Source organism: Mycobacterium conspicuum, assembly GCF_010730195.1.
GTDB lineage: Bacteria > Actinomycetota > Actinomycetes > Mycobacteriales > Mycobacteriaceae > Mycobacterium > Mycobacterium conspicuum.
The window spans coordinates 4805970-4817880 of the sequence record NZ_AP022613.1 but is presented as its reverse complement, the minus strand read 5'-3'; the positions used below and the strand labels follow the sequence as shown (position 1 = coordinate 4817880).

The 11911-nt window shown below is 64.6% G+C and carries 9 protein-coding genes; 4 read left to right on the top strand and 5 right to left on the bottom strand.

The features are described 5' to 3' along the window. Window positions 1–3 precede the first annotated feature (3 nt). The 5 genes from ku to G6N66_RS21950 all read right to left on the bottom strand — a co-directional run bounded on the left by ku (window position 4) and on the right by G6N66_RS21950 (window position 5731). Window positions 4–894 (bottom strand): non-homologous end joining protein Ku, encoded by an 891-nt coding sequence (gene ku, locus G6N66_RS21970; RefSeq protein WP_085234918.1) that lies wholly within the window; start codon window positions 892–894, stop codon window positions 4–6. Between the two features lie 126 nt (window positions 895–1020). Then, window positions 1021–1923 (bottom strand): carbohydrate kinase family protein, encoded by a 903-nt coding sequence (locus tag G6N66_RS21965; RefSeq protein ID WP_085234917.1) that lies wholly within the window; start codon window positions 1921–1923, stop codon window positions 1021–1023. Continuing rightward, window positions 1920–3341, bottom strand: a complete 1422-nt coding sequence (locus tag G6N66_RS21960) for a mannitol dehydrogenase family protein (RefSeq protein WP_085234916.1) — start codon at window positions 3339–3341, stop codon at window positions 1920–1922. The genes G6N66_RS21965 and G6N66_RS21960 overlap by 4 nt, the downstream gene beginning before the upstream one ends. A gap of 15 nt (window positions 3342–3356) precedes the next feature. Then, window positions 3357–4205, bottom strand: coding sequence for an HAD-IA family hydrolase (locus G6N66_RS21955; protein ID WP_085234915.1), 849 nt, complete (start codon window positions 4203–4205; stop codon window positions 3357–3359). After that, entirely contained in the window at window positions 4202–5731 is a 1530-nt protein-coding gene (locus G6N66_RS21950) for a mannitol dehydrogenase family protein (RefSeq protein WP_085234914.1), read from the bottom strand. The genes G6N66_RS21955 and G6N66_RS21950 overlap by 4 nt, the downstream gene beginning before the upstream one ends. 126 nt (window positions 5732–5857) lie before the next feature. On the opposite strand from G6N66_RS21950, the gene G6N66_RS21945 reads away from it, so the two are divergent. From G6N66_RS21945 to G6N66_RS21930, 4 genes are all read left to right on the top strand, one after another. Then, a complete protein-coding gene (locus tag G6N66_RS21945; RefSeq protein ID WP_085234913.1) occupies window positions 5858–8122 on the top strand; it encodes an ATP-dependent DNA ligase in 2265 nt (754 codons plus the stop codon). A gap of 173 nt (window positions 8123–8295) precedes the next feature. Then, window positions 8296–9378 carry a tyrosine-type recombinase/integrase gene (locus G6N66_RS21940; protein ID WP_085234912.1) on the top strand — a complete coding sequence of 361 codons (1083 nt, stop codon included), beginning with the start codon at window positions 8296–8298 and terminating at the stop codon, window positions 9376–9378. Next, window positions 9375–9695, top strand: a complete 321-nt coding sequence (locus tag G6N66_RS21935) for a helix-turn-helix domain-containing protein (protein ID WP_085234911.1) — start codon at window positions 9375–9377, stop codon at window positions 9693–9695. The genes G6N66_RS21940 and G6N66_RS21935 overlap by 4 nt, the downstream gene beginning before the upstream one ends. A gap of 845 nt (window positions 9696–10540) precedes the next feature. Continuing rightward, window positions 10541–11905: a phage integrase family protein gene (locus G6N66_RS21930; protein ID WP_139825382.1), complete on the top strand. Its 1365-nt coding sequence runs from the start codon at window positions 10541–10543 to the stop codon at window positions 11903–11905. Window positions 11906–11911 lie beyond the last annotated feature (6 nt).

Below are 11911 nucleotides of genomic sequence, written 5' to 3'. Positions count from 1 at the left end.
CGGCTAGGACTTCGATGCGGCCTTCTTGGCCGGTGCCTTTTTCGCCGCCTTTTTCGCGGGTGCCTTTTTGGCGGGTGATTTCTTCGCGGGCGCCTTGCCGTCACCCGAACGCGCCTTGACGCTGGCCTCCAGCTTGGCGAGCAGGTCAGACACGTCCTCGGTCTCGTCGAGCTCCTTCGGCTTCTCCTCGACGGTAAAGGCCTCTCCGCCTTCGAGTTTCGCGGCGATCAGCTCGTGCAGCTGCTCCTGGTAGTCGTCGTGGTAGCGGTCCGGGTTGAAGTCCTCGGCCATCGACTCCACCACCTGCCCGGCCATCTTGAGCTCCGCGGGCTTGACGTCGACCTTCTTGTCCAGCACGGGGAAATCCGGGTCGCGGATCTCGTCGGGCCACAACAAGGTGTGGATCACCATCACCTCGCGTTTGCCAAAGTCCTTGACCCGCAACGCCGCCAGCCGGGTCTTGTTGCGCAGCGTGAAATGTACGATCGCCATCCGGTCGGTCTCGGCCAGCGTCTTGGCAAGCAGCACATACGATTTGGACGATTTTGAGTCGGGCTCCAGGAAGTAGCTGCGGTCGTACAGCATCGGGTCGACGTCGCTGGCCGGTACGAACTCCAGCACCTCGATTTCGCGGCTGCGTCCCTCGGGCAGCGTGGCGAGGTCGTCGTCGGTGATGATGACCATCTGGCCGTCGTCGGACTCAAAGGCCCGAGCCAGATCGCCGTACTCGACAACCTCGCCGTCGACCTCGCACACCCGCTTGTAGCGAATCCGCCCGTTGTCCTTGGCGTGCACCTGATGGAACTTGATGTCGTGGTCCTCGGTGGCGCTATAGACCTTGACCGGGACGTTGACGAGCCCGAATGCGATGGAACCCTTCCAGATGGAGCGCATCCAGTCAGTATGCCCGTAGCCCCGCTAGCAAAACAGCGCGACGTCATCGCGCACCGAGACTGCGTACAGATCGCAATTCGTCGTAAAATCACGCGCTCGGCGCAGTCTCGGCGCAGAAAGGCGCGTCTAACGACGCGATGCGGCCTCCAAAGCGGCCCGATCCGGCAAGTTGGCCCCCTTGTGGGCGACGGTCAGCGCCGACGACAGGCTCGCCGCCTCAAGCGCCGCCGTCAGCGCGTCCACCCCGATCCCGCGCAACTCGGGGCGGCGGTCACCGCCCAACACGCCCCACAGCGCGTCAAGCAGGCCGGTCATGAACGAGTCACCGGCGCCGACGGTGTCGACCACCTCCACGGCACGAGTCGGTACATGCGCCTCGCCGGACGCGCAGAACCCCATCGCGCCGCGGTCGGCCATCGTCACCACCACCAGCGCCGGACCCAGCGCCAGCCAGGCGCGGGCGAGCTGTTCGGGCGGGCGAGCGGGGTCGATCCAGCGCAGGTCTTCCTCGCTGGCTTTCACGACGTCGCTGCGTTCGATGAGATGCTCGATGCGGGCGACGGCCAGGTCCCGGTCGGAGATCAGCGACGACCGCACATTGGGATCAAAGGTGACCGTGGCCGACACGCGATAGGTGTCGATCAACGCCGCCACCGCCAGGCAGCCCGGATCCTGCACGGCGGCAATCGATCCGGTATGGACGAAAAGCGGCGGCGGGACCGGCGGCGTCCCGGAAAGCCGCCAGTCCAGGTCGAACACATAGCGGGCCGACCCATCCGCCCCGATGGTCGACCGCGCGGTCGCCGTGCGCTCCGCGGTCCGGCTTTCCGAAACCAGTTGCACGCCAGCGGCTTCGACGTGATCGCTGATGCACCGGCCGTTCGCGTCGTCGGCGATGTGGGTGAGGAAGTCCACGCGGCGGCCCAGGCGACCGAGTCCGACGGCGACGTTGAGCGGACTGCCGCCGACGTGTTCGTCGCCCCCGACGATATCGATCAGCGACTCACCGATCACCAGCCCCCGGGTCATCGGAGCAAGGCCTCCAGGGTGGCCCGAGCTCCCTTGCCGTGCAACGAATCCAGCGCCCAACGGTACGCCTCGACAAAGCGGGGTTGGTGGGCCAGGTCGCAGAACAGCGCGGTGACTTCGATGAACGCAATGGGATTCTCGTGCTGCGACCGCGCGATCGGCACCAGCGAGTCCGCCAACTGGTCCACCACCTCGTAGGGTTCGCCCCACTCGTTGACACCCTCGGCGTAGCGGGCCCAGCTGGCAACCGTCGCGGCCGCCAGCCGGACCGGCCCGTCGCTGGCCAGGTTGTCGCAGATGACGGGGTACAGCCACTTGGGGATGCGGTCCGATGAATAGGCACACAGCCGCGAGATGGTGTCGCGCACGGCCGGGTTGGCGAACCGCTCAATCAACGTGCGGCCGTATTCATGCAGATCGATCCCCGGCACCGGCGGGAGCGTCGGAATGGCCTCGGTGTCGAAGTAGGAGAGCAAGAACTTGGCGAACAACGGATCCTGCGCCGCGTCGTGGACAAACTCGAAGCCGCAAAGGTGGGCGAAGTAGCACAGGCTCTGATGTCCCGCGTTGAGCATTCGCAGCTTCATCAGCTCGTACGGGCGCACATCGTCGACCATCAGCACGCCCGCCCGCTCCAGCGGTGGCCGGCCATCGGCGAAGTCGTCTTCGAGCACCCAGGCGGCGAACGGTTCGGCCACCACCGGCCACCGGTCATTGACACCGAAGTCGCGCCGAACCTCCGCGGCCATCTCCAAAGTTGTTGCCGGAGTGATGCGATCCACCATCGAGCAAGGGAACCGGCTGTGTTCCGCCACCCACGCGGCCAGCTCGGGATCGATGTGTTCGGCACTTGCGAGCACCGTACGCTTGGCGACCTCGCCGTTGTTCTCGATGTTGTCGCACGACACGATGGTCGGCGCGGGAACGCCCCGACGCCGACGCCGGTCCAACGCCTCGGCGATCAACGTGAACGCGGGCCCGTCGGGATCGCGGTATCCGCCCTCGGTGATGGTCAGCGAAATGATCCGGGTGGACGGCGCGGCCAGCAGCTCCCGCGCCGACTCCGGATCGTCGGGCGCGTAGCGATAGTCGATGATCGAACCGATCACCTCAGCATCCCGGCTGCCGTCGGGGTTTTCCAGGATCAGCGTGTAAAGCCCGTCCTGATCGGTGAGGACGTCGCGCATGGTCCAGTCCGCGGGCATCACACCGACCCCGCAGATGCCCCACTCGCGCGCCAGCCCCTGCTGCAGCAGCAGATTCAGATAGGCGGCCTGATGCGCCCGGTGGAAGTGGCCGGCGCCGATGTGCGCAATGCCGACGGTCACGCTGGCGCGGTCGTAGTTCGGCGCCTTTATCCGGCGCTCGGCGAGCCTACAGAGCTCGGCATTGTTCAGATCGATCGCATCAGCCGTCATCGGCTGCCTCCTTCCCTACGGGGGCGAGCCCCCAGTCGGCACCGTTGTCGACAGCAGGACGTCGGCAAGGGCGCGCCACGAATCGGTGATCGCGACGGCGCCGGCTTCGATCAATTCTGCTCGGCGGCATGCCCTTTCGTCGGGTTCCACGAACATCAGGTTACCGACGGTGGCGTAGCCGGCCGCGACGGCGGACGTCACGCCCGCCACGGAATCTTCGATGGCCAGCCCGTGTGCGGGTGCCACGCCCAACTCCCGGCCGGCATGCAGATACACCGCCGGGTCGGGCTTGCTGGTCGGCGTCGGAAGGGAATCCTCCGCGCTGAAGGTCACCGCCGCCGCGAAGAACGCGTCGAGGCTGGTCGCGGTGAAGCAGGCAAGCAGACGCCTGGTGGCACTGGAGCTGACGGCCGCCAGCGCGTACCGCGTCGCGAGGTCCCGCAACGGTTCGACGACCTCGGCATCGGGTGTCAGGGTGGCGGCCAGGTGAGCGGTGACCCGTTCGCGCTCTTCGCGCACCCACCGCTCGAGTTCGTCGGCGGACAACCAGTCGCCGCTCGCCAACGCGCCGGGCGAGGCGATCACCGCCGCGGGACGCCCCCGGGTCAACGCCCGATCCAGCGGCACTTCGCACTGCACCGCCAGGTCGAGCGCGGTGTTGCGGAAGTTTTTCCCGACGGCCCGCTTACGCAACTCCTCACAGCTGAGCGGGGCGGTCACGCCGAACCGGGCCAGGAAGCGATTCGTCACCTCGGTCGACGCCTCGAACGCCGGCCGCTCCGATCCGAACAGGTTGTCGTCGGCATCGCAGAGCAGGGTGGTGATGGGCGCCGGATCGAAGGCGCGCACGAATGTCAGGCTCATCGCGACACCAACTCTCGCGTGTCGCTGCGCAGGGCCTCGCGCAGCGTGGGTATCACGCCCCGCGCGTCAATATCCGCAATCATCTCGGCGAGGCGGCGCGCGAAGCCGGGAACGTGGCGGACCTCGGCGAACATCTCATGCGCCAGCAACGGATCGGGGTTGTGGCTGGCCATGGCCGCCAACTTAACCACCGGGATCGCCTGCGAGTCTTCGAGGCGCAGCTTTCGCCCCTTCAGGTCATGGCCGTGCATGTAGCGCGCCCATCCCGCCACGGCCAACATCAACAGGGTGTGCGGCCTGCCCTGCGCGATCGCCTCCTGCAGCGACGGCAGCACAAACGAGGTGATCTTGCTCGTTCCCCGTCGAGCCAGCCGCGAGAGTTGGTCACTCATCCGCGGATTGCTGAGTCGATCGAGCAACGTGCCGCGGTACTCGGCGGTGTTCATGCCGGGGACCGGGGGCAGCAGCGGCTGAATCTCGTTGCGCAGCAACGCTTCGACGTAGTCGTAGAGGACGCGGTCCTGCATCGCTTGGTCCGTGCGCTGGTAGCCGGCCAGGGTGGCCAGGCACGCGAGCGCGATGTGGGTTCCGTTGAGCAGACGGGTCTTGATCAGCTTGTGGTCGCTGACGTCGGCGACGAATTCGGCGCCGACCTCGTCGAGCGGCGGTCGGCCATTGCTGAACGCATCCTCGATCACCCACTGGCGATACGGCTCGGTGACGACCGGCCATTTGTCGGCGACGCCGAAGGTCTGCTCGACGAATCGGCACTCCGACTCCGAGGTCTGCGGGGTGATGCGGTCGACCATGGTCGACGGGAACGCGACGTGCGTGTCGATCCAGCGGGCCAGCCGGGGATCCTTCAGCGCGGCGAACGACACCAGCGCGGTTCTCGCGGGCTCGGTGTCGCCAGGGATGTTGTCGCAGCACAGCACGGTGAACGGCGCGAAGCCGGCGCGGCGACGCCGGTCGAGTGCGTCGGCCAGATATCCCCACGCGGTGGCGTAGTTGCCGGATGCGCTGGGGGATGCCAGCACGTCGGCGCGCACGTCCGGGTGGTCCGCGTCGAACTCGTCGGTGACCGGGTTCAGAAAGTATCCGTTACCTGTGATGGTCAGGCTGACGATGCGGGTTTGGGGGTCCGTCAGGGCGGCGAGCACCGCGGCGCCGTCCTTCGGCGCGTAGTGCACCGCGCCGATCGAGCCGACCACCCGCGCGTTCTGGCGGTCATGGCCGCGTGCCACGACGGTGTACAGCCCGTCTTGCGCCGAGAGCAGGTCTTTGGCCTCGCGGGAGCGCAGGCTGACGCCGGTCACTCCCCACCGGTCGGAGATGCCCGAACGGGCGAGGTCGTCGAAGTACACGGCCTGGTGTGCCCGGTGGAAGTTTCCTGCGCCGATGTGCACGACACCGCGGGCAAGGGTCGATCTGTCGTAGGTGGGTATGTCAACTCGTTGCGAGTGCAGTCGTAGGGTCGCATCACTGAGTGGGACGCCGTTGTCTGGACGCCAAGGGATTATGCGCATCAGTGCCCGCTTCCCGATCGGGCGCGGGATCTAACGCGTTCGTGTTCGATGTCACACGAAGTCACGTCGACGACATTTTGCGTGGTGGGCGCACATCATTGCTGCTCAAACGCGTAGGTTGATGTCATGGCGTCGCAGGTGAAGCTCACCAACGCCGACAAGGTGCTCTACCCGGCCACCGGAACCACCAAGCGCGACGTCTTCGACTATTACACCCGTGTCGCGGAAGTGATGGTGCCGCACATCGCCGGGCGCCCGGCGACCCGCAAACGCTGGCCCAACGGCGTGGAGCAGGATTCCTTCTTCGAAAAGCAGCTGGCGTCCTCGGCGCCGGACTGGTTGTCCCGCGCCAGCGTGACGCACCGGTCGGGTACCACGACCTACCCGATCATCGACAGCGCCGACGGACTGGCCTGGATCGCGCAGCAGGCGGCGTTGGAGGTGCACGTGCCGCAGTGGCGGTTCGTCGCCGAGTGGACGCGCGACAAGGGCGAGGAGCTCGAGCCCGGCCCGGCGACGCGCTTGGTGTTCGACCTGGACCCGGGCGAGGGCGTGACGATGGCCCGGCTGGCCGAGGTGGCCCGCGCCGTGCGCGACCTGATCGCCGATATCGGGTTGACCACGTTCCCGCTCACCAGCGGCAGCAAGGGTCTGCACCTCTACACGCCGCTGGAGCAGCCGGTCAGCAGCCGCGGCGCGTCGGTATTGGCCAAACGCGTGGCCCAGCAACTGGAAAATGCGATGCCCAAGCTGGTCACCTCGACGATGACCAAGAGCCTGCGGGCCGGCAAGGTGTTTTTGGACTGGAGTCAAAACAGCGCATCCAAGACGACGATCGCGCCGTATTCGTTGCGTGGCAGGGAACACCCGACGGTGGCGGCGCCGCGCACCTGGGACGAACTCGACGACCCCAAGCTGCGCCAGCTGCGTTACGACGAGGTGCTCGAGCGGGTCGAGCGCGACGGCGACCTGCTGGCGTCGCTCGACAGCGACCTGCCGGTCAGCGATCGGCTCACCAAGTACCGCAGCATGCGCGACGCCTCGAAGACCCCGGAGCCGGTGCCGAAGACGAAACCCACGAGCGGCCAAGGCAATACGTTCGTCATCCAGGAACACCACGCGCGCCGGCTGCACTACGACTTCCGGCTGGAGCGCGACGGCGTGCTGGTGTCGTGGGCGGTGCCGAAAAACCTGCCCGAGACCACGTCGGTGAACCATCTGGCGGTACACACCGAGGACCACCCGCTGGAATACGGCTCGTTCGAGGGCAGCATCCCTAAGGGTGAGTACGGTGCGGGCAAGGTGATCATCTGGGACTCGGGCACCTACGACGCCGAGAAGTTCAATGACGATGAGGTGATCGTCAACCTGCACGGTAACCGAATTTCCGGTCGGTACGCGCTGATTCAAACCAACGGCGATCAGTGGCTGGCCCACCGCCTGAAGGACCAGAACACCTTCGAGTTCGGCGAGATCTCACCCATGTTCGCCACGCACGGCTCGGTGGCGGGCCTGAAAGCCGGGCAGTGGGCGTTCGAAGGCAAGTGGGACGGCTACCGGGTCTTGCTCGACGCGGACCACGGCGCCCTGCGGGCGCGCTCCCGCAGCGGCCGTGATGTCACCAAGGAATACCGCCAATTTCAGTTACTGGCAGACGATCTCGCCGACCACCACGTGGTGCTCGACGGTGAGGCCGTGGTGCTCAACCCGTCGGGGGTGCCCAGCTTCAACGAAATGCAGAACCGCGGCCGTGGCACCCGCGTCGAGTTCTGGGCCTTCGACCTGCTCTACCTGGACGGCCGCTCGCTGCTGCGGGCCAAATACCAGGACCGGCGCAGGCTGCTGGAAACATTGGGCGCCGCAGGCGATCTCATCGTTCCCGAGCTGCTGCCCGGCGACGGCGACCAGGCGCTCGAGCACGCCCGCGCACATGGCTGGGAGGGCGTGGTGGCCAAAAGGCGCGACTCCTCTTACCAGCCGGGCCGACGCTCCGCGTCGTGGATCAAAGCGAAGAACTGGAACACCCAGGAGGTCGTGATCGGCGGCTGGAAGGCCGGGGAGGGCGGGCGTTCCAGCGGCATCGGCGCACTGCTGATGGGGATCCCCGGCGAGGGTGGCCTGCGATTCGTCGGCCGGGTGGGCACCGGATTCACCGAACGCGAACTGGCCAAACTGAAATCGACATTGGCGCCGCTGCACACCGACCAATCGCCTTTCGCCGCAAAGCTTCCCGCGGCCGACGCCAGGGGCGTGACGTTCGTCGAGCCGGTCCTGGTCGGCGAGGTGCGCTACAGCGAATGGACCCCCGACAACCGGCTGCGGCAAACGAGCTGGCGCGGGCTGCGGCCGGACAAGAAACCAAGTGAGGTGAAATGGGAATTATTGCAGTAGATGCAACATACTGCAGTCTGTCAGGACGTGGTACGCCGAGGTCGAGCTGAGCGAGAACTCTCATTGGGGCGGCCGTTCGTGCTGGTCGGATACACGCGTGAAGTCTAACGCATCAATGATGCATCTGATACAACAGACGGGTGACGAGCGATGTACCCGGTTCAGCGCGGCTGGTGTTGGCGGCGAACGTAGTACCCCTTGATGAGGCGGCGACTGTGTTCCGGGCGATGCTGGAAGGATGGGCTCGTCAGCAGCGCAGCAGATTCTTCAGCGAGAAGGGCACGATTGCTCCGCGCATGCGACTCGTCAAGAGGTTTGCGTCGTTTACTGGTTTGTACCCTTGGCAATGGACTGCAGCGGAGGCTGAAGCTTGGATCAGTGACCTCCGGTCAGGCCCGGACAAGGTGAGCATCTCGACGGCTCGCAATTACGCGACCGAAGTGCGACTGTTCTGCGAATACCTCGTCGACCGCCGCTACGGATGGGGCCAAGTATGTGTCGAACGCTTCGGGCAACAGCCCGAAGTTGTTTTCCACGAGCACAATACCTCTCCGCATATCCTTGATTACGAGGGTGATCCGAGGCGCCGCCCCTTGAGTTACGACGAAGTCCAGTCGCTCTTCGACGCGGCTGACGCGCGAGTGGACGAGAAACGCACCCGGGGCCGCAAGGGGGCAACATCGGCGCTTCGTGACTCAGCGATGCTCAAGTTCTGCTACGCCTACGGGCTGCGGCGGAGCGAGGTATCAGGGGTTGACTTGGTGGACCTACGGAGTAACGCGAAGGCGGCCTCGTACGGCAGTTTTGGCATGCTAGCCGTTCGATGGGGCAAGCCTCCGAAAGGCAGTCCGCCCAAACGCCGGACGGTGCTGACCGTGCCTGAAATGGATTGGATCGTTGAGGTTCTGGATCACTATGTGGCCGAGGTGCGACCGATGCTGGTGCCGAAGGCCTTCCCGGCTCTCTGGGTGACCGAGCGGGTCAGCCGCCTCTCCCCGCGAGCGGTGAACGAAGCTTTTGTCAGCGCGCGGGACCGAGCAGGCCTGGATAAATCGCTGGATCTGCACTGCCTACGTCACTCCTACGTCACGCATCTGATCGAGTTCGACTACCCGGAGCGATTTGTCCAAGAACAGGTTGGCCACAGTTACGCTTCGACGACCGCGATCTATACCGGCGTGTCCAACGACTACCGCAACCAACTACTCATGCGCTCCCTGAGCGACCGGCTGGGCAAAGACTGGAGTGGCCAGTGAACAAGAAGATGAGCTACGAATGGCATCTGCGTCGAAAAATGGCGGAACGCAACCTGTTTCATACCTCCGACCTCGTTCCGCTGTTGGCTGAGCGGGGTGTCGCGCTGTCGCGCGAACAGGTCTACCGAATGGCAACTCATCCTCCGCAGCGGATGAGCATGGATGTTCTGGTGGCGCTGTGCGACATCCTCGAATGCACGCCGAATGACCTTATCGAACCGAAGGTTGTCAACCGTCAGGAACGCAAAGCCGCCGGGGAGAAGTCGGGCAAGCCCGCGGTAAGGCGGACCAGCATTCGGCGACCGGAACCACTGTGATGTCTGCTCGGCCACGCATACGGCGGAAGTACGCCGATACCATGGTCGATGTCAGATCACGTCTGCTGGAACATCTGCGCGGTCACATCGGTCAGGCCACCGACGAGTACCTCACTCAGCTTCTGAAGAATTCGCACGCATGGAGCCCGCAGGGTGCACGAGTGCTCGATGAATACCTCACTGAGCATCCCGATGCCCTCAACTCACCCGATGCACACTGCCCCCGCGTTCTGGTCCGACTGGCGGCAACGATGCATTCCGCCGGCCATCAGGTGGTTCGGCCGAGCTGTGCCAGGTGCGGCGAGTCCGGACTTGAGCTTCCCAGGCTCGCCCCCGAGGGTCGGTGTTGTGAATGGTGTTTGACGCGCGAACGTTTGACGACGTGTGCGCGATGCGGCCTCGCGGGGTACCCGACAGCCAGACGTCTGGAAGGCACAATCTGCCGACGCTGCTACAACGACGAGAAGTCGGAAGACTGTGCAGGATGCGGTAAGCAGCGTCCGCCGAGCACCCGCGACGAGCAGGGGCGATCGCTGTGTTGGGCGTGCAATCCACGGCCTGAACGCGTGTGCAGTCGGTGCGGCACGTTGGCGCAGGCGAAGGTCGGAAAGCGCGGAGAGTACCTGTGCCAGCGGTGTTATCAGCGGTACCAGCATCCGCGACGGCCCTGTGGTATCTGCGGAGTCGAATCCATCATTGTGATCAGAGGTCGCGGAGAAGGGGAGGATCGTTGCCGTCGATGCCGCGTCGAGCCCAAGCATCCGTGCTGGCACTGCGCTCAGCTTCGCCCGGCGAAGGCCATTTGGCCGGTGGGGCCGGTGTGTCGAAGGTGCCACCTGAGGGTCATGGCGAATCCGGCGGCATGTGCTCAATGTGGGGCCAACAAGGTGCTGATCGGTCGGACATCGGCCGGCCTTCGTATCTGCGGGCCATGTGCTGGCGTGCGAGTGGACTATGTATGCGTCGATTGCGGTGAAGCGGGCCTGCAGTATTACAGTGGTACGTGCGTTCGATGTTCGGCTCGCAGGCAGGCGCGTGAACTGCTTTCGGGGCCGGACGGTGTGCATCCTGATTTGTTGCCATTCGTGGAAACACTCTCGGTTGAAAAGAGCGCACGGTCATCCATCCGATGGATGTCTCGGCCAGCGACCGGTGCGCAGCTCCGTTATCTCGCTTCGCTCGGCCGACCGCCGACCCATGCCGATCTTGACGAGCTGCCGCCCTCAGCCTCACTGCACCACTTGAGACATCTACTGGTCTACTCGGGCGTGCTTCCAGAACGGCTTGAACCGCTCGAACGTATTGAACCCTGGCTCGATACGTTGCTTAGGTCCTTGCCGATACACCATGCCACGGTGATGGGTCCGTACGCGCAGTGGAGTGTGCTGCGTAGGGCGCGCCGGCGCGCGATCCGCCGCACATATTCCACCGCAAGCGCCGATCTCGACAAGTTCAAGATCGTCACGGCAGCTGGTTTTCTGGAATGGCTTGATGTGCAACAAGTTTCGCTGCAAGATCTCTCGCAACCGCTGTTAGAGACCTGGCTCGTGAACGCCAATAACGGAAAAGCTGCTGCAATGGTCGCGTTCGTCACATGGCTCAACGCTCAACGCGGCATCGACAAACTCGAGATTCGATACCGTCGCAGATCTGAACCAACTGAGTTTCCGGACCCACAACAACAGGTCGACACCATACGAACTCTGCTCAGCAGGTCATGTCCCTTGCCCACTGACGTCAGGGTTGCCGGTCTGCTGGTACTTCTGTACGGCGTCACAGTCAGCAGCGTTTGCAGCCTAACGGTTGCAGAGCTGACTACCGTGAAAGATAAGACTTTCCTTGCGCTTTCATCGCATCCAGTCCTTGTGCCGCCCACTTTGGCGATTCTCCTTCACGAACTGGCTCTCAGTTCGCCGCCGTCCAAATCGGGCACACCCCAGTACCTCTTTCCGAGCACTAAGCGTATCGGTTCGCATCTTTCACCAAAGCCGCTTACGAAAAGGGTCAACGAGGCCGGAGTGCACGTCAGAGTCAACCGCAATGGCGCCTTGTTGACCTTGGCCCAGGATCTACCGGCACCCGTTCTTGCTGAACTGCTTGGGCTCCACATCAATACCGCGAGTCGCTGGTGCCGGATTGCGCAACGCGACTGGAGCCACTACCTCAGTGCTCGAACTGCAAACAGGACGGATCGGATCCCTCCGACGTGAACGGCC

Bases quoted from the DNA above. Each gene is read 5' to 3' on its own strand.
- G6N66_RS21955 (WP_085234915.1), bottom strand. From the start codon at position 4,205: ATGAGCCTGACATTCGTGCGCGCCTTCGATCCGGCGCCCATCACCACC.
- G6N66_RS21965 (WP_085234917.1), bottom strand. From the start codon at position 1,923: ATGACCCGGGGGCTGGTGATCGGTGAGTCGCTGATCGATATCGTCGGG.
- ku (WP_085234918.1), bottom strand. From the start codon at position 894: ATGCGCTCCATCTGGAAGGGTTCCATCGCATTCGGGCTCGTCAACGTC.
- G6N66_RS21930 (WP_139825382.1), top strand. From the start codon at position 10,541: ATGGCGAATCCGGCGGCATGTGCTCAATGTGGGGCCAACAAGGTGCTG.
- G6N66_RS21945 (WP_085234913.1), top strand. From the start codon at position 5,858: ATGGCGTCGCAGGTGAAGCTCACCAACGCCGACAAGGTGCTCTACCCG.
- G6N66_RS21950 (WP_085234914.1), bottom strand. From the start codon at position 5,731: ATGCGCATAATCCCTTGGCGTCCAGACAACGGCGTCCCACTCAGTGAT.
- G6N66_RS21960 (WP_085234916.1), bottom strand. From the start codon at position 3,341: ATGACGGCTGATGCGATCGATCTGAACAATGCCGAGCTCTGTAGGCTC.